At 71.2% G+C, this 16,824-nt stretch carries 16 protein-coding genes; 6 read left to right on the forward strand and 10 right to left on the reverse strand.

All coding sequences use genetic code 11. The features are described 5' to 3' along the window. Positions 1-96: 96 nt before the first annotated feature. Complete coding sequence (locus AB0C16_RS12890; RefSeq protein WP_357681985.1) at positions 97-1,806, reverse strand: hypothetical protein; 1,710 nt, start codon at positions 1,804-1,806, stop codon at positions 97-99. A 168-nt stretch (positions 1,807-1,974) separates the two neighbouring features. On the opposite strand from AB0C16_RS12890, the gene AB0C16_RS12895 reads away from it, so the two are divergent. The 4 genes from AB0C16_RS12895 (at position 1,975) to AB0C16_RS12910 (ending at position 4,834) form a co-directional block, all read left to right on the forward strand. Then, on the forward strand, positions 1,975-2,640 hold the full coding sequence (locus tag AB0C16_RS12895; RefSeq protein ID WP_357681987.1) for a hypothetical protein: 666 nt from the start codon (positions 1,975-1,977) through the stop codon (positions 2,638-2,640). Positions 2,641-2,644: 4 nt separating this feature from the next. Beyond that, positions 2,645-2,992, forward strand: coding sequence for a cupin domain-containing protein (locus tag AB0C16_RS12900; RefSeq protein ID WP_357681989.1), 348 nt, complete (start codon positions 2,645-2,647; stop codon positions 2,990-2,992). A gap of 160 nt (positions 2,993-3,152) precedes the next feature. Then, positions 3,153-4,226, forward strand: coding sequence for an adenosine deaminase (locus AB0C16_RS12905; protein WP_357681991.1), 1,074 nt, complete (start codon positions 3,153-3,155; stop codon positions 4,224-4,226). Further along, complete coding sequence (locus tag AB0C16_RS12910) at positions 4,223-4,834, forward strand: PH domain-containing protein (protein WP_357681993.1); 612 nt, start codon at positions 4,223-4,225, stop codon at positions 4,832-4,834. The genes AB0C16_RS12905 and AB0C16_RS12910 overlap by 4 nt, the downstream gene beginning before the upstream one ends. An 88-nt stretch (positions 4,835-4,922) precedes the next feature. Here the strand turns inward: AB0C16_RS12910 and AB0C16_RS12915 are convergent, their stop codons facing one another. The 3 genes from AB0C16_RS12915 to AB0C16_RS12925 are packed head-to-tail and all read right to left on the reverse strand — an operon-like array spanning position 4,923 to position 7,850. Then, the gene (locus tag AB0C16_RS12915) at positions 4,923-5,657 is read right to left on the reverse strand and encodes an enoyl-CoA hydratase/isomerase family protein (RefSeq protein WP_357681995.1); all 735 of its coding nucleotides are present in this window, start codon (positions 5,655-5,657) and stop codon (positions 4,923-4,925) included. Beyond that, positions 5,654-7,162, reverse strand: a complete 1,509-nt coding sequence (locus AB0C16_RS12920) for an AMP-binding protein (RefSeq protein ID WP_357681997.1) — start codon at positions 7,160-7,162, stop codon at positions 5,654-5,656. The genes AB0C16_RS12915 and AB0C16_RS12920 overlap by 4 nt, the downstream gene beginning before the upstream one ends. Beyond that, on the reverse strand, positions 7,155-7,850 hold the full coding sequence (locus tag AB0C16_RS12925) for a TetR/AcrR family transcriptional regulator (RefSeq protein ID WP_357681999.1): 696 nt from the start codon (positions 7,848-7,850) through the stop codon (positions 7,155-7,157). The genes AB0C16_RS12920 and AB0C16_RS12925 overlap by 8 nt, the downstream gene beginning before the upstream one ends. A gap of 308 nt (positions 7,851-8,158) precedes the next feature. On the opposite strand from AB0C16_RS12925, the gene AB0C16_RS12930 reads away from it, so the two are divergent. Together AB0C16_RS12930 and AB0C16_RS12935 are read left to right on the forward strand one after the other, a co-directional pair. After that, positions 8,159-9,082, forward strand: a complete 924-nt coding sequence (locus AB0C16_RS12930) for a sigma-70 family RNA polymerase sigma factor (RefSeq protein WP_357682001.1) — start codon at positions 8,159-8,161, stop codon at positions 9,080-9,082. A gap of 12 nt (positions 9,083-9,094) precedes the next feature. Beyond that, positions 9,095-9,580: a GyrI-like domain-containing protein gene (locus AB0C16_RS12935; RefSeq protein ID WP_357682003.1), complete on the forward strand. Its 486-nt coding sequence runs from the start codon at positions 9,095-9,097 to the stop codon at positions 9,578-9,580. Here AB0C16_RS12935 and AB0C16_RS12940 read toward each other — a convergent pair. From AB0C16_RS12940 to AB0C16_RS12965, 6 genes are all read right to left on the reverse strand, one after another. Then, positions 9,577-10,989, reverse strand: a complete 1,413-nt coding sequence (locus AB0C16_RS12940) for a DUF234 domain-containing protein (protein WP_357682005.1) — start codon at positions 10,987-10,989, stop codon at positions 9,577-9,579. The genes AB0C16_RS12935 and AB0C16_RS12940 overlap by 4 nt on opposite strands. Positions 10,990-11,159: 170 nt before the next feature. Then, positions 11,160-12,800 (reverse strand): phospho-sugar mutase, encoded by a 1,641-nt coding sequence (locus tag AB0C16_RS12945; protein WP_357682007.1) that lies wholly within the window; start codon positions 12,798-12,800, stop codon positions 11,160-11,162. Further along, a complete protein-coding gene (locus AB0C16_RS12950; RefSeq protein WP_357682009.1) occupies positions 12,797-13,600 on the reverse strand; it encodes a purine-nucleoside phosphorylase in 804 nt (267 codons plus the stop codon). Before AB0C16_RS12950 ends, AB0C16_RS12945 begins: the two co-directional genes overlap by 4 nt. Before the next feature lies 1 nt (position 13,601). Then, complete coding sequence (locus AB0C16_RS12955) at positions 13,602-14,906, reverse strand: M20/M25/M40 family metallo-hydrolase (protein ID WP_357682011.1); 1,305 nt, start codon at positions 14,904-14,906, stop codon at positions 13,602-13,604. Then, a complete protein-coding gene (locus tag AB0C16_RS12960) occupies positions 14,903-15,880 on the reverse strand; it encodes an Lrp/AsnC family transcriptional regulator (RefSeq protein ID WP_357682013.1) in 978 nt (325 codons plus the stop codon). The genes AB0C16_RS12955 and AB0C16_RS12960 overlap by 4 nt, the downstream gene beginning before the upstream one ends. Positions 15,881-16,308: 428 nt before the next feature. Next, the gene (locus tag AB0C16_RS12965) at positions 16,309-16,761 is read right to left on the reverse strand and encodes a gamma-glutamylcyclotransferase (protein WP_189129037.1); all 453 of its coding nucleotides are present in this window, start codon (positions 16,759-16,761) and stop codon (positions 16,309-16,311) included. Positions 16,762-16,824: the final 63 nt, after the last annotated feature.

Here is a 16,824-nt window from a genome sequence, read left to right on the forward strand (position 1 = left end):
TGCTCGTCACCAAGACGGGCGACTTCGCCGACAGGTCCGGCACCGGCGACCCGATCGTCGGCGCCGCCGCGCGACGTGTACGAGACCGTGTGACGCCTACCCGGTCACCCGGCCGAGCGGGGAACCGTAGTCCATCTCCTCCGTGATCTCCTCGGCGTACGGCTCGGAGCTGCCGGTGCGGATGTTCACCGCGACCAGGAGCTCGTCATCGTCGTCCCACAGGCGCACGAGCACCTCCTCTTGGTTGAGCCAGCGTTCGACCGCGACGATCTCGTAGTCGTCGAGGGACGGCCTCGGCCCGGTGATCAGCCCGGTGCGCACGTTCATCAGGGCCAGCCGCTCGTCCCCGGCGACCACGGCCAGCGTCCGGCCGTCGGGGGAGAGCGCGGCGCCGTACTCGATGAGGGCGGGATCGATCCGGTACGGTCGCCCGCCACGACCGGATGGGCCCTCCAGGCCGAGCGTGGTGACGGACGCGTGACCGGGGACGTTCGTGACGTCCTCGCTGCCGGTCACCACCCGCCGGCCGTCGTCCATCACGGCCAGCACCCTGCCGCCACGCGCGGGGCTGGTCGTGCCGGTGTCGAAGTCCAGCACCGCCCCCTTCTCCCCGTCGAAGCCGATGGCGAAGTAGCGGCCGTTGGGAGAGGACACGATGTACGTCATGTCCTGCCGGCGGGCCAGCTCCACCGTCCTCGCGGTGCCGGTGGCGAGGTCCTGGACCACGTAGTCGCCGGCCTCGTTCTGGTACGCCACGCGGTGCCCGTCCTGGCTCAGCGCCAGCGGGCCGGTGCCGTCGGTCCCCATCCCGAACCCGGCCCGCGCGCCGTCCAGCCGCCACTCGTCGCCCGACGCCGTGACCAGCCGCCACTGCGCGCACGGTGGCGGGTCGGCCGCCGAGGTGGCGCCTGACCTTTCGCAGTAGCCGGTGTAGGCGAACCGTACGGCCTCCTCCAGCCGCTCCGGGACCGGGTCCGGCGCCTTCGCCGGCGTGCTCGTTGGGAACAGGTCGCTCTCCGGAGTCGCCATGGGATCCGCGACGTTTCTCGCGTTCTCGGCGATCACCGTCAAGCCGACGTACACGATGGCCACGAACGACGCGACCGCCACGGCGGACACCGAGCCGGCCACCGCCCTGCGAACCCGCTTGGCGCGCCTGATCCCCCGCAGCACCTCTTGGGTGAGGCCGGTGACGTCCGCGGTCCCGGCGGTCGCCTCCGCCGACATCCGCACCAGGGTCCGGTGCAGGGCGGGCTCGGCCCGGAATCCCACCTGGGGCATCTCCACCCCTGCCGGCGCCCCTTCGCCGGTGCCCTGGGCGGGCTTCGTGGCGCTCCACCCGCCCGTGCCTCCTTCGGCGTCGGGCAGGGTCCATGCCTCCTCGGCCTGCTCGGCCGGCGGCTCGCCGGTGTCCTCCGGCGGGCCGGGGGCGGTGTCCGGTGCGGCCGGATGGGGGGTGAAGAGGGCAGGCCAGGCGGTTCGAAGGCGGTGGAGGGAACGGGCGGTCTCCTCGTGCCCGAAGGGGCCGAGCCCGCAGAGGTCGGCGGCGTGGTACGGGTGGAGGCTGTCGTGGAACTGGGCGACCAGGGCGGCGCGGCCCCTGGGTTCCAGCACGTCGAGGGGGAAGCCGGCGGGCGGTCCGGCCTGGACGTCGAGGGCCCGCCGGTACAACTCCCGGAGCGCGGCGTCGACGGGACGGTTCGCGCGCAGCGACGACCAGCGGCGGCCGACCGTGATCAGCGCCTCGACGGTCAGGCCGCGGGCCCAGCGCGCGTCACCGGTGATGAGGTACGCCGTGCGCAGCATCTTCGGGGCGTACTCACCGATGAATGACGATAAATCATCTGAATGACTCACGAATATGACTCCAAGTGGGGATGATCACAGTAGTGGGAGCTCCCAATGGTGGGAAGCCCGCGTCACATGCCGATCCATCGCCGCTTCGCACGATCGCCCACCGGGCATCAACCAGGCATGACTCCGACACCCGCCTCCAGGCCGGGCAGGGCGTGGCCGCTCCGCGTCGCCGCGGGCGCCGCCGTGCTGATCTGCGGCCTGACACAGGCCGCCTGCGGAACCGGCGTACCGAACGGCGGTGCGCAGGACACCGGCGCGCAGAACCCCGGTACGCAGGACACCGGTGCGACGAGCTCGGTGCGGCCCGGCACCCCCGCGCCGCCGACGCCCGGTGAGACGGCCGGACGGGTCCCCCCTCCCACGAGCACCGCGGCCGTGGAGGTCCCGCACGACGGCCGCGAGCCCGCCCTGCTGACGGGAGTCCGCTACGGCCGCCACGACACGTTCGACCGCGTCGTGATCGACTTCAGGGGAGGAATCCCCGGCTACACCGCCCGCTGGGTGGACAAGGTGGAGCAGGAGGGCTCGGGCGACCCCATCGACCTCCGTGGCCGCGCCTGCCTCTATCTCCTGCTGACCCCCGCCGACGCCCACACCGGAGACGGCACCCCCACCTGGACGGGCGGCCCGATGCCCGTCTCCCTGACGACCATCAAGGACGTGGTCAAGACCGGCGACTTCGAGGGCCACGTCGGCATCGCCCTGCTCGCCACCGAGCGCACGCCCTTCAGGGTTCGCGAATACACCGGCCCCGACCGCCTGGTCATCGACGTGGCACACTGACCGGATGAGAAAGATCGAGGGCCCCACACGGATTCCGGTGCCGGGCGGCAAGGTCATCGAGGAGCACGTCGGCCGCGTCAACAGCGGCGACGAGGCGGTCTCCATCGCCCACATGGTCGCACCGCCCGGCTGGGAGGAGCCCGCCCAGACGCCGTCGTTCACCGAATACACCGTCGTCCTGCGCGGCACGGTCGTCGTCGAACACGCCGGAGGCACCACCGAGGTCGGAGCCGGCCAGAGCCTGGTCACCGAGCCGGGCGAGAAGGTCCGCTACAGCTCGGGCCCGGAAGGCGCCGAGTACATCGCCGTCTGCCTCCCGGCCTTCACCCCGGAGAACGCCAACCGCGCGTAGTCCCACAGCCGGCGTCCGGCTCGGCCGGCGTCCCAGCCGGCCGGCGTCCGGCTCGGCAAGCGTGCCACCCGCCAGGCGTCCGGCTCGGCCGGCGGGTCATCTGACAGGCGGCCGTGGGCGTGCGGGAGCCAGGGCGGCGGCGGGCTCGTATCATGGCGAGATGAGCCCCACGATTGACCAGATTCGGCGGGCGCCGAAGGTGCTGCTACACGACCACCTCGACGGCGGCCTCCGGGCCGAGACGATCGTGGAGCTGGCACGGGAGACCGGCTACGGCGCGCTGCCCACCACCGATCCCGACAACCTCCGGACCTGGTTCGAGGAGGCGTCCGGCTCCGGGTCGCTGGAGCGCTACCTGGAGACGTTCGAGCACACGGTGGGCGTCATGCAGACGCGCGAGAGCCTGGTGCGGGTCGCCGCCGAGTGCGCCGAAGACCTCGCAGCCGACGGCGTCGTCTACGCGGAGGTGCGGTTCGCGCCCGAGCAGCACACCACGACGGGGCTCAGCCTCGACCAGGTGGTCGAGGCGGTGCTGGAGGGGTTCGCCATGGGCTCCGAAGGGCGCGGGATCCGGGTCGGCACTCTGCTGACCGCGATGCGGCACAAGGCGCGCTCGATGGAGATCGCCGAGCTGGCCGTGCGCTACCGCGACGTCGGCGTGGTGGGCTTCGACATCGCCGGAGCCGAGGCCGGCTACCCGCCCACGCGCCACCTCGACGCGTTCGAATACCTCCAGCGGGAGAACGCGCACTTCACGATCCACGCGGGCGAGGCGTTCGGGCTGCCGTCGATCTGGCAGGCCATCCAGTGGTGCGGGGCCGACCGGCTGGGCCACGGGGTGCGGATCATCGACGACATCTCCGTGGCGGAGGACGGCTCCGCCAAGCTGGGCCGGCTGGCCGCGTACGTGCGTGACAAGCGCATCCCGCTGGAGATGTGCCCCACGTCCAACCTGCAGACCGGAGCCGCCTCCTCGATCGCCGACCATCCGATCGGGCTGCTGCGCCGCCTCTACTTCCGGGTGACGGTCAACACCGACAACCGGCTGATGAGCTCCACCACCCTGTCGCTGGAGTTCGACAAGCTGGTCGAGGCGTTCGGCTACGACTGGGACGACCTGCAGTGGTTCACGGTCAACGCGATGAAGTCGGCGTTCATCCCGTTCGACGAGCGGCTGGCGTTGATCAACGGCCTGATCAAGCCCGGGTTCGCGCAGATCAAGTGGCAGTCGTGAAGCAGACCTACCGTTCCAGGTTCGCCTTCGTCCTCGGCTGGGTGTGGGTGGCGTTCGTCGCGGTCAACACGGTCGACCTGATCGTCCGTTTCAACGGCAAGCCGGCACTGGTGGCGCTCGCCGTGCTCATGGTGCTGACCGCGGGCGTCTACATGTCCGGGCTACGGCCCGCCACCGTGCTCGCCGAGGATGGGCTCCTCGCGCGCAACCCGCTGCGCACCACCTTCGTGCCGTGGGCGTCGGTGAAGGAGGTGACGGTGTCGCACTCGATCAACGTTCACCTCGGCGACGACCGGATCCTGCGCCTGTGGACCCCGGTGAGCACGGCCAGAGAGCGGGCCAAGGCTCGCCGCCGGGTCGGGGCGAGGCCGCAGCGGGGCCGGTTCCAGACCGAGCCCACGCTGTCCAAGGGCGAGCAGGCCGCGGCCGAGGCGCTCGCCGGCAAGACGCACGCCGACTGGCTCGGCGAGCAGATCACCGAGCGCGCGGAGTCGGCCGGCCGGCGCGGCGACCAGGCCGCGCCGGTCCGGGTCAGCTGGGCGATCGACTCCTTCGCGATCCTCGCCGTGGCGATCGCCCTGCTGGTCGCCGCCATCGTGATCGACTGACCCGGCGCTCCGCCCGGCCTGGCGCGCCGCCGCGCGGGGTGTCACGGGTCGGTCGATCGAGATCGCCTGACCCCTGCGCCGGCCGCCGTCAGGTGGCCCGCCGGTTGACGAAGCGGTCCATGCCCGCCCTGGCCGTCCCGGTCTCCTCGACGTACCTCGCCGCCTCGGTCTCGGCCGCGAAGGCCTGTTCGACGTCCGCCAGTGACGGCCGGAGCAGTTTCAGGTGGACGGTGGTGGCCGTGCCGGGTTGGGTCCACCGGTGGACGAGCCCGATCGCGGTCGCCACGAGCGCACCCGGCTCGACGATCTCGTCCAGGAGCCCCGCCGACTGCGCCTCGGCCGCGCTCAGCCGGGCCGAGTCGAGCACGAGCCGCAGCGCCCGGGCCCCCACCAGCCTGCGCAGCAGCAGGCTGGAGCCGTTGGAGATGGACAGCCCGATGTGGTTCTCCGGCAGGAAGTATTCGGCCGACGGTGTCCCGATGCGGGCGTCGAAGCAGAGGGTCCACTCGGCCGCGCCGCCCACGGCCAGGCCGTTGACCGCCGCGACCACCGGCACCTGGGTCTCCAGCACCGCCCTGGTCAGGTCGTGGAAGAGCTCGACCTCGTCGAGCAGCGACTGCCCGACCGCCTCGTTGATGTCCTCGCCGGCCGAGAACGCCCGGCCGGTGCCGGTGACGACGATCCCCCTGGCGAGCTTGCCGTCTCCGTGGGCCCGGACGGCCGCGGCGAGTTGCCTGCGCATGTCGGCGGTGAGGGCGTTGAGCTTGTCCGGTCGTCGCAGGGTGACCACGGCCACCTCGTCGCGCACGGCCACGTCGATCATCGAATCTCCTGTTCCACGGCGATGGCCCCGGCACGCTGGTCGCGTTCGGGATGTAGCAGGTGGCGTTTCTCGATGCGGGCGGACGGGGTCAGCGAGAACCCGTCGACGAACTCGACGTACGCCGGGATCTTGAACCTGGCCAGCCGTCTCCTGGCGAGGTCGATGACGCTCATGGCCGTGTCCCGGTCGGGGGTGTGGCCGGGACGGAGCTGGATGAAGGCCTTCGGCAGCTCGCCGAAGAGCTCGTCGGGGATGGGCACCAGAGCGGCGGACAGCACCGCGGGATGTTGTCCGAGCACGCGCTCGACCTCGGCGCAGGAGATGTTCTCGCCGCCCCTGCGGACCATGTCCTTGATCCGTCCCGAGTGGTGGATGTAGCCGTCGGCGTCGCGGAAGCCCAGGTCGCCGGTGTGGTACCAGCCGCCTTCGAAGGCCCGGGCGGTGGCCTCGGGGTGGTTCCAGTAGCCCTTCATCATCGGCACGCCCCGCACCACGATCTCGCCCTGCTCCCCGTCGGGAACCTCCTCCGGCGGCACGCTGCCCGGCCGGGCGATCATGACCTCCTTGCCGGCGGGCGGGCGGCCCATGGCGCCGGTGCCGATCGTCTCGGCCGCCTCCGGGGCGACCATCAGGTCGGCGCCGGACTCGGTGGAGCCGTAGAGCTCGCGCCAAGGTGCCCCCCAGCGCTCCTCGAAGGCCTGGTGCAGGTCGGGGGCGATGCCGGAGCAGAGCACGAGCCGCATCCGGTTGTCCTGGTCCAGCGGGTGCGGCGGCTGCTTGAACATCAGCATCGGCATCGTTCCCAGCACGTACGTCAGGGTCGCCCCCTGCTCGCGGACCGACGGCCAGAAGCCGGAGGCGGAGAAGCGGGGGAGCACCACGTGGGGGATGCCGCCCATCAGGCAGAGGAGCGTGGTCCACTGCGGGTCCATATAGGAGTGGGCCTGGGCGATCAGCATGACGTCGTCGTCGCGGAGGCCGATCCGCTCGGCGACGACCCGGGCGGTTCTGAGCCAGTAGTCGTGGGTGAGCATGCAGGCCTTGGGGAAGCCCGTGGTCCCCGACGTGTACTGAAAATTCGCCACATCGTGGGGGCCGGGCGAACTTTCGGGTGGATCCCACCGGCCGGCGGCGAGGTCCCGCACGTCGTGGACCGTGCCGGGGATGTGGGCGGCGTGCTCGGACGTGGTCAGGGTGGCCACGGCGCCCGAGTCGCGCAACACGTGCTCCAGGTCGGCCGCGCGATAACGGACGTTCACCGGCACCGCGATCGCCCCGGCCTTGAGGATGGCCAGCCAGCTCAGCGGCCATTCCTGGACGTTGTCCATCATGATGGCCACCCGGTCACCCGGCCGCACTCCCTTGGCGGCCAGCGCCCCGGCCAGCCGGTCGGTCAGCTCGTCGGTCTCGGTGAAGCTCAGCGAGGCGTCCGGGAAGCGGAGGAACTCGCGCGACCCGTACGTTCTGGCGGCGTATCTGAGTAAGTCGGGGATCGTGTCAGACATTCGGCGGCTCCCACGGAAAGGCTGGTAGCAGGGAGAAGTCGCACGCCGCGACGGACTGGGCGGGCGCGCGGACCGCGGCCAGGCCGATCGCCACGAACTCGGCGCACACCTGCTCCAGCGTGGAGTCGCCGTCGGGGCGGTACCACTCGCTGGTGCCGGTGCACATGGACATCAGGGCGAGGCGGGTCAGCCTCCGGTCGGCGATGCGGAAGGCGCCTGCCGAGACGCCGTCGTCGAGGGCGGCTCGCCAGCGGTCCTCGTAGGCGTCGCGCAGCGCGATGATCTCGTCGTGGGCGGCGGATCCGGGGGTGAGGGAACGGAGTTCGCCGTCCATCACCCGGGTGAGCATCGGGTTCATGGCGTGGATGGCGGTGAGCGAGCTGATCAGCAGGGCGAGCCGGTCCACCGGCCGCAGGGCGTGGTCGAGCACCCGGTCGGCCGAGTCGATCAGCCCCCGGTGCCCGGCCCGCATCAGGTCGGCGAGGAGGGCCTCCTTGCTCGACACATGGTGATAGATCCCGGCATTGGTCATGTTGATGGCGCGAGCGAGGTCCCTGATGGTCGTCGCGGCATAGCCCTGCCGCGCGAACAACAGCACCGCCGCCGTCCTGATTCGCACCCGCGCGTCGGCGTCGCGGTCGGTGAGATAGACCTCCAGCGCCGGACCTACCGAACGTTCGGTTGCCATGTGTCGCAAGATATCCCGCTAAATGGGGTCCTGCCTAGCCCCTATCGTGTTGACCCTGACACCGTGTGAGCCCGTACGCCTGGAGGGGGCATGTTCGGCATCGGAGATCTCTCCGCACCATCAAGACGGCGGCCACGACCATCCACCACGGGCCCATGGAGGGGGCCGGGTCGACGTTCCAGACGCCGGCCCGCTGGATCGAGGAGAGCGGCTAGCGTTCGGTCGCCCTCGTGGGAGGTCTCCCTGCACTGCCCCGAGAACCTCGACGAGTGGGTGACCGAGCTCCAGATCGAGGTGGTCCCGGCCTAGTGGACGCCATCGAGCTGGAGTCGCACCGGACCGAGCTGACCGGCTACTGCTACCGCATGCTCGGCTCCGGGTTCGAGGCCGAGGACGCGGTGCAGGAGACGCTGGTCAAGGCCTGGCACGCCGGCTACGACCCCGACCGGGCGCCGCTGCGCTCGTGGCTGTTCCGCATCGCCACGAACGTCTGCCTCGACATGCTGCGCGGCACGCAGCGCCGGGCGCGGGCCATGGACCTCGGTCCCGCCTCCTCGCCCGGCGCCGACCTCGGCGCGCCGCTGCCGGGCCACAGGTGGATCCAGCCGGTGCCCGACGACCGTGTGCTCCACGCCGACCCCGCCGAACTCGCCGTCGCGAAGGAGACGGTACGGCTGGCGTTCGTGGCCGCGCTGCAGCACCTTCCGCCCCGCCAGCGGGCCGTCCTGATCCTGCGCGACGTCCTGCGCTGGAGCGCGGCGGAGGTGGCCGGCCTGCTCGGCGGCAGCGTCGCCGCGGTCAACAGCGCGTTGCAGCGGGCCAGAGCCGCCCTGCCCGCCTCTCCGGAGCCGCGGCAGGAGGTGGACGAGGAGTTGCTGGCCCGCTACGTGGACGCGTTCGAACGCTACGACGTCGACGGGCTGGTCTCGCTGCTGCACGAGGACGCCACGATGTCGATGCCGCCGTTCGCGTGGTGGCTGCGGGGTCGGGAGGAGATTCGCCGGGCCATGCTCGGCGCCGACGCGCCCTGTGGCGGCTCCCGCCTCGTCCCAGTCCGGGCCAACGGCTCGCCCGCCTTCGGCCAGTACTTGCGCGGAGAGCCGTTCGGCCTGGTGGTGGTCGAGGTCGAGCGGGGCCTCATCGCCGGGACGAGCGCCTACCTGGACACCCGGTTGTTCCCGTTCTTCGGTCTGCCGATGAGTTTGGGGCAGTCGGTCCGTACAGGTAGGTGAAGGAGGACGACAATGCCCAATATCGTGGAACACCCCGACCGTCCGTACGTGGGAATCCGCAAGACCATCACCATGACGACCTTCGGCCAGGTCGCCGACCGCATCGGCGAGCTGATCGGCTGGCTCGCCCAGCGGGGGGTCGCCCCGGCCGGAGCGCCGTTCCTGCGCTACGACAGCATCGACATGGCGGCAGACCGGCTGGTGGTCGAGGCGGGTGTGCCGGTCGCGGAGCCGGTGGCGGGCGAGGGTGAGATCTTCGCCGCCCACCTGCCCGCCGGCCGCTACGCGACCGTGTCCCATCACGGTCACCCGGACCAGCTCGTCGGCGTCATCGAGGCGCTGCTGGAATGGGCGGCGAAGCGAGACCTGAAGTGGGACCTGTCGGAGACGAACGGCGTCGAAGGCTGGGGTTGCCGGCTGGAGCTCTACAACACCGACCCGCGCGTTGAGCCAGACCCCAACAAGTGGAACATCGACCTGGAGTTTCGGCTCGCCTAGCGCCAGACGTCCAGTAGTTCTTCGGGCGTCACGTGTCTGACCCCCTCCACGTCGCACCCGCTGCGCGAGACCGCGTAGAGCGGCGTGGAGGTGTCGGCCCCGGGCATCTTGGACCGGTGGACGATCAGCTCGCTCAGGTCGTGGTGGTCGAACGGCCGGTTCTCCAGCCACTTGATCGACCCCACCATCGTGACCTCCTTGGCCACCGGCTCCCGGTCGGCGCCGACGAGGTCGATCTCAGGATCGTTGGCCCTGGTCCAGTAGCTGCCCACGGCGCCCGTGCCCTCCGGCAGCCCGTCCATCCGCCGCAGCGACTCGCGGATGAGCGGCTCGACCGCCATCCCCCGCCACGACGTCCACGACTTGCGGATGCGTTCCAGGATCCTGTCCCCACGCCCGCGCTCGATATCGGTCAGGCGAGCGCCGATGAACGGGATCCAGAAGCGGAGGTGCGTGTCGATGACGCGGTAGCGCGTCTCCCGAGACGGCCGGGTCGACAGCGGTCGTTCTAGTGCGATCATCCGCTTCTCCACCAGGAGTTGGAGCGCGCGGTTCATCGTCGCACGCGAGATGTCCCGGGTGGCGGCGGCGATATTGGCATGCGTGCGCTGACCCGATCCGACCGCGGTGAGGACCTGGCGGGCCAGGGCCTCGGGCGGAAATTCCGCGGCCAGCGCTCGCTCCCCGCTGACGATCAGGGCCGACAGCGGGTTTTCGACCGCCTGCTCCAGGTAGTCCCAGAGCGAGCCGCCCACGGGCCACTCCTCGCAGATCATCGGCAGCCCGCCGGAGACCAGGTGGGCGTCGAACGCTTCCACCGCTCGCAGGCTCAGTGCCTGACCGATGTCATGAGGCGTGAGGGGATTGACCACGAAATCTACGGCACGCTGGTAAAAGGGCCGGTCGTAGGTATTGATCGCCTCCATCATGGACAGGTCCGAGCCGATGAGCAGCAACAGCACAGGTCGCCTCGAGAACTCCTTGTCGAAGACCTTCTGAAGTACGCTCTCGAGGGATGGATCTATCTTGATCAGATAGGGCAGCTCGTCGATCACCACGATGCTGGGCGAGTCCTCGGGAAGGGCGCGCGCCAGGAGGGTGAGCGCGTCGAGCCACGATCTGGGCTGCGGCTGTGTGCCGAAGGTGGCCGCGTCAGGCAGGTCGGACGTGCGCACTTCTTCGCTGAAGGTACGGATCTCCTCGCCCAGCGTCTGGCCGGTGGCGGTGTAGTAGACGTGGGGGAGCCGGGCTCGCCTGATGAACTCCTCCGCCAGTCTCGATTTCCCCACGCGCCGGCGACCCCGGATGAGCAGCGCACGTCCGGGGCGGGCGAAGTGGCTGGTGTCCGTCTTCTCCAGGGTGCGCTTCAGCACAGCCAGTTCCCGTGTCCTGCCGATGAAGGGCTCCACGCATGCTCTCCAATGGTCTCACTGATGAGACTATTGGACAGGATGGTGTCACGGGGTGGTTTTCGTGGTCTCCCATTTCGGGATGGTCTCAGCTGTGAGACCTTCGCGTGGTGAAGGGGCCACATCTGGCCTGTCCATGGCCGGACCCACCAGATGTGGCCCTTTGACGTCTAGGAGCCGGACGCGAGGATGGCGTCGAGATCGGAGGTCAGGGCGCCGAGCTCGCGGGCGGCGAGGGCGCGGGCGTCGGCGACGTCGCCGGTCACCGGCACCACCACCTCCAGGTAGCACTTGAGCTTGGGCTCGGTGCCCGAGGGCCGGATCACCACCCGGGCGTCGCCCGACAGGTGGTAGCGGAGCCCTTCGGTGGGCGGCAGGCCGCCGTCACCCCTGCTCAGGTCGTCGGCCGCCGTGACGACCCGGCCGCCCAGCTCGCCCGGCGGCCGGGCGCGCAGGCGGGCCATGGCGTCCGCGATCAGCGACAGGTCGTCGACCCGGAGCGACAGCTGCGACGTGGCGTGCAGGCCATAGCGCCTGGCCTGGTCGTCGAGCAGGTCGATCAGGGTGCGGCCGTCACGCTTGGCCGCCGCCGCGATCGCGGCCACGGTGAGCGCGGCGCCGATGCCGTCCTTGTCGCGCACCGGCAGCCCGGCGTCGGAGCCGACGCTGTAGCCGATCGCCTCCTCGTAGCCGAAGACGAGGCCGGGCCCGGCCTTAATGATCCACTTGAAGCCGGTGAGGGTCTCGCCGTAGCGGACGCCGTGCGCCTGGGCGATCTTGCCGAGCAGGGTCGAGGACACGATCGTGGTGGCCACCATGCGGTCGCCGGTCGTGTGCGTGATCACGTGCTCGGCCAGCAGACCGCCCACCTCGTCGCCGGTCAGCATGCGGAACGTGCCGTCGCCCAGCGGCACGCCCACCGCGCACCGGTCGGCGTCGGGGTCGTTGGCCAGCACCAGATCCGCGTTGATCTTGGAGGCGAGCGCGATGGTCAGGTCCATCGCCCCCGGCTCCTCCGGGTTGGGGAACGCCACCGTGGGGAAGTCGGGGTCGGGGTTGCGCTGCTCCTCGACCGACATCGGGCTCTCGAACCCGGCCTCCAGGAACGCGCCCGTCAGCGTGGCCCCGCCGACGCCGTGCAGCGGGGTGTAGGCGACCCGCAGCTCGCGGGCGTCGCCGAGGGGGAGCGCGGTGACCGCTTCGAGATAGTCGTCGACGATGGCCTCGCCCAGCTCGGTGAGGGTGCCGGGCCCGTCGAGCGGCAGCCGGTCGACCCGGCCCACGGCGTCGATGGCGGCGGAGATCTCGCTGTCGATCGGCGGCACGATCTGGGAGCCGTCACCCCAGTAGACCTTGTAGCCGTTGTCCCTCGGCGGGTTGTGGCTGGCGGTGACCATCACGCCCGCGTCGGCGTCGAGGCGGCGCACGGCGAAGGCCAGCACCGGGGTCGGCAGCGGGCCGGGCAACAGCGAGACGTGCAGGCCGGCGCCGGTCAGCACCCTGGCCGTGTCACGGGCGAACACACTGGACTTGTGCCGGGCGTCGTAGCCCACGACCACATGCCGGCCCGCGCCCAGCACCCCGGCCAGCCCGGCGGCGGCCCGCATGACGGTGACCTGGTTCATCCGGTTGGGGCCCGCGCCGAGCTCGCCGCGCAGGCCCGCGGTGCCGAACTCCAGCTTGGCGTGGAAGCGGTCGCGCAGCGCGGCCAGGTCCTCGCGCTCGATCAGGTCGGACAGCTCGGTCCGGGTGTCAGGGTCGGGGTCCTGGAGCAGCCACTGGCGGGCCCGCCGGAGGAGATCGCCGCTCACAGCCGGTCCACGACCTTGGCCAGCAGGACGCCCATGCGGGTGGCGGTGGCGCGCCCGACCTCCAGGACCTCCTCGTGGTTGAGCGGCTCGCCGGCCAGGCCCGCCGCCGGGTTGGTGACCAGCGAGATCCCGAGGACGTCGAGGCCGGCCTCGCGGGCGGCGATGGCCTCCAGCACGGTGGACATGCCGATCAGATCGCCGCCGAGCGTGCGCAGCATCCGGATCTCGGCCGGAGTCTCGTAGGTCGGGCCGCGGAAGGCCACGTAGACGCCCTCGGCGATGCTCGGGTCGACCTCGTGCACGAGGTCGCGCAGCCGCCGGGAGTAGACCTCGGTGAGGTCGATGAACGTGGTGCCGGTGATCGGGTTGGCGCCGGTCAGGTTGATGTGGTCGCTGATCAGCACCGGGTCGCCGACCTGCTGCGTCTCGGGCCGCAGGCCGCCGGCCGCGTTGGTCAGGACGACCGTGCGCACCCCCGCGGCCGCGGCGGGGTGCACGCCGTGGACGACCGAGTCGACGCCGCGCCCCTCGTAGAGGTGGCTGCGGCCGAGGAAGACGAGCGCGTGGCGCCCGGCATCGGTGCGGACGACGCGGATCTTGCCGCCGTGACCGGCCACGGCGGGCGCGGAGAAGCCGGGCAGGTCGGCGAAGGGGATCTCGGCGACCGTCTGCCCGATCGCGTCGGCGGCCGGAACCCAGCCGGAGCCCATGACGAGGGCGACGTCGAAGGTGTCATGGCCCGCGGCGCCAGTCAGCGCCGCGGCGGCCTGCTGGGCCAGGGAGTAGGCGTCGTTGCTCACGTCAGTAGTGTAGGAGCAGCCTGTCGAGCACCCGCACCCCGAACTGAAGCGCCTCCACCGGCACCCGCTCGTCCACGCCGTGGAACATCGAGGCGAAGTCCATGCCGGCCGGCAGCCGCAGCGGCACGAACCCGAACCCCCGCACCCCCAGGTCGGCGAAGAACGTCTTGTTGTCGGTGCCGCCCGACATGCAGTAGGGGACGGCCCGCGCGGTGGGGTCCTCCGCCTTCAGCGCCGCGATCATCGACTCGACCAGGGCGCCGTCGAACGTGGTCTCCAGCGCGATGTCGTGGTGCACGAACTCGCGGCGCACCTTGGGCCCGATCAGCGCGTCGATGGTCTTGAAGAAGTCGTCCTCGTGCCCCGGCAGGAAGCGGCCGTCGATCACGGCCGTGGCCTGGCCGGGGATCACGTTGGACTTGTAGCCGGCGTCGAGCTGGGTCGGGTTGGCCGTGTGGTGGAGCGTGGCGCCGACGAAGCGGACCAGCGGCCCGATCTGGTCCAGGATCGGCTCCGGAGCGTCCTCGTCGAACGGGAGGCCGAAGGCGTCGGCGACCTCGCTGAGGAAGCGGCGCACGGTCGGGGTGAGCGTGATCGGCCAGTCGTGGGCCCCCACGCGGGCCACCGCCCTGGCGATCTCGGTGACCGCGTTGTCGGAGTTGAGCATGGAGCCGTGCCCGGCAGTGCCGTCGGCGATGAGCCGCATCCAAGCGAGACCCTTCTGGGCGGTCTCGATCAGGTAGAGCCGCAGGGACGGGTCGACCTCCAGGGAGTAGCCGCCCACCTCGCTGATCGCCTCGGTGACGCCCTCGAACAGCTCGGGGTGGTGCTTGGTGAGGTGCTTGGCGCCGTACGTGCCGCCCGCTTCCTCGTCGGCCAGCCAGGCGAAGACCAGGTCGCGGCGCGGCCGGCGCCCCTCGCGGGTCATCTGCCGCAGCACGGCCAGCATCATCGCGTCCATGTCCTTCATGTCCACCGCGCCCCGGCCCCAGATGTAGCCGTCGCGCACCTCGCCGGCGAACGGGTCGACCGACCAGTCGGCCGCGTTGGCCGGCACCACGTCGAGGTGGCCGTGCACGAGCAGCGCGGGCAGCGACGGGTCGGTGCCCTCGACCCGGGTGATCACGTTGCCGCGGCCGGGCTCGCTCTCGATGTAGGTGGGCTCGATGCCCACCTCGGCCAGCCTGGCCATGACGACCTCGGCGGCGGCGCGCTCCCCGGGGCCGCTGCCGTCGCCGTAGTTGCTGCTGTCGACGCGGATCAGCTCGACGCAGAGCTCCGCTACTTCCTTCTCGGCAGGGGTCATGGTGTCTTCTCCAGGGTGAGCATGCCGGACTTGTGCAGGTGGCCACGCTTGTAGGCGCGGGTGATGAGGGTGACGTCGAGGTCGGTGATCTCGTCGAGCAGCCCGACGACGCCGGACAGGAAACGGTAGAGGTCGGCCTCGTGCGGGACCGCCACCTGAGCGATCATGGAGTGGGTGCCGGTCGTGGCGGCGCAGTAGCGGACGTCGGGGTGAGCCCCCAGCGTCTGGCCGACCCGGTCGAGCCCGTGCGGGCGGACCTTGAGCCAGAGGGCGGCCTCGACCGCCAGGCCGAGCAGGGCGGGCTCGACCTCGGCCCGCAGGAGCAGCAGCCGCCGGTCGAGCAGCGAGGTCACCCGCCTGCGAGCCGTCGGCACGGAGACGTCGAGCCGCTCGGCGATCGCGGTGAAGGCGACCCTGCCGTCGGCGACGAGCAGCTCTGCCAGCTCCTGCTCCAGCGGAGACAGGCCGTCCTCGTCGGGCAGCGGCCCGGTCGCCGGCGGCCGAAGCTCGGCCACCTCCCGCTCGGTCAGGTAGGGGGCGTGCCACTCTGCCACGGTCACGAACGTGTGCAGCACGACCTGGGTCCGGGTCCGCAGCACCCCGTCGATGGTGCTGATCTGCGTGGACAGGATGTCGTCCAGGGCCTCCCGCGAGGGGGAGACCAGCTCGCAGCCGACGTCGGCGGCGCCGGTCAGAGTGTAGACCGACCGCGCGTCGGGCCGGCGGGCCAGCGTCTCGGCGACCCGCCCGGCTGTCCCGGGACGGACCTGTACGTGCAGGTGGACGGGGCGTCCATTGCCGGAGCGCAGGTCGTCGTAGATGGCCGTGACGCGTACGACCCCGTCGGCGATCAGCCGCTGCAGCCGGCGCGCCACGGTGCGTTCGTGCTCGCCGATCACCCTGCCGATCTCGCCCCACGACGCGCGCGGGCTGACCTGCAGGGCCGCGACGAGGCGTCGGTCGAGAACGTCCACGGAGAGCCGTTTCTGTGTCGGATTCGAAAACCTGGCCCAGGGCTATCTGACCGTTTCGGTCACCCAACCGCAGAGTAGCCACTTCCGTACGCGTCGGCAAAGGAGTCCGCGTCGTGACGCGGAGCGCGTTCGCCGTGGTCCTTCACATGCCCGCCGGGCGGGCTGCCGTCCGGAGCGTTTGCCCGGCCCTCGGTGACCACGACGGCCCGTCGGCCGCGAGGGCCGGCTCTTCGTGCCGGGGTCGCCGTGCCGGGGCGTCAGGCAGGGCGCAGGGTCGTCGGACAGGGTCGTCGTGCCGGGTCACCGGACAGGGTCGTCGGACAGGGTCGTCGGACAGGGTCGTCGGACAGGGTCGTCGGACAGGGTCGTCGGACAGGGGCGTCGGACAGGGGCGTCGGGCAGGCACATCGGGACGGTGCAGGAGGAGGTTAGTCGCCAAGCGATTTGCAGGGGCGTCCCCGCAGCTCTTTGACGTAGTCGTCGGGCGCGCCCGCCCGCTCGGCCGCGTCGGCCAGGATGCCCAGGTAGCGCGCGGAGGGCAGACCGCCCTCGTAGCCGTCGAGCACGTAGAACCAGGCGACCTGGTCGCCCTCGAGCGTCTGCACCCGCAGCCGCACCTTGTGGTGGAGGCCGCGCGCCGCGCCCTCCCACTGGTCGAGCGAGTGCTCGTCCCACTCGGGCACGTCATAAAGGACGACGAAGACGTGCTCGTCGGGGTCTTCGACGATGGTGGCCATCGCGCCTTCCCAGCCGATGTCCTCCCCGCCGAACGTCAGGCGCCAGCCCTGCAGCCAGCCGACGTCACGCATCGGAGAGTGCGGAGCGCGCATCGCCATCTGCTCAGGGTCCATGTTGCTGCCGTAGGCGGCGTAGACAGGCACAGCAGACAAGAGTAGCGCGCGGCGGGCCGCCCCGTTCTCCAGCAGGTCGAGGCATGCGGGAGA

It is taken from the genome of Nonomuraea sp. NPDC048916, from assembly GCF_040649575.1.
Lineage (GTDB): Bacteria > Actinomycetota > Actinomycetes > Streptosporangiales > Streptosporangiaceae > Nonomuraea.

Bases quoted from the DNA above. Each gene is read 5' to 3' on its own strand.
- AB0C16_RS12900 (WP_357681989.1), top strand. From the start codon at position 2,645: ATGAGAAAGATCGAGGGCCCCACACGGATTCCGGTGCCGGGCGGCAAG.
- AB0C16_RS12925 (WP_357681999.1), bottom strand. From the start codon at position 7,850: ATGGCAACCGAACGTTCGGTAGGTCCGGCGCTGGAGGTCTATCTCACC.
- AB0C16_RS12955 (WP_357682011.1), bottom strand. From the start codon at position 14,906: ATGACCCCTGCCGAGAAGGAAGTAGCGGAGCTCTGCGTCGAGCTGATC.
- AB0C16_RS12890 (WP_357681985.1), bottom strand. From the start codon at position 1,806: ATGCTGCGCACGGCGTACCTCATCACCGGTGACGCGCGCTGGGCCCGC.
- AB0C16_RS12915 (WP_357681995.1), bottom strand. From the start codon at position 5,657: ATGATCGACGTGGCCGTGCGCGACGAGGTGGCCGTGGTCACCCTGCGA.
- AB0C16_RS12895 (WP_357681987.1), top strand. From the start codon at position 1,975: ATGACTCCGACACCCGCCTCCAGGCCGGGCAGGGCGTGGCCGCTCCGC.
- AB0C16_RS12905 (WP_357681991.1), top strand. From the start codon at position 3,153: ATGAGCCCCACGATTGACCAGATTCGGCGGGCGCCGAAGGTGCTGCTA.
- AB0C16_RS12920 (WP_357681997.1), bottom strand. From the start codon at position 7,162: ATGTCTGACACGATCCCCGACTTACTCAGATACGCCGCCAGAACGTAC.
- AB0C16_RS12935 (WP_357682003.1), top strand. From the start codon at position 9,095: ATGCCCAATATCGTGGAACACCCCGACCGTCCGTACGTGGGAATCCGC.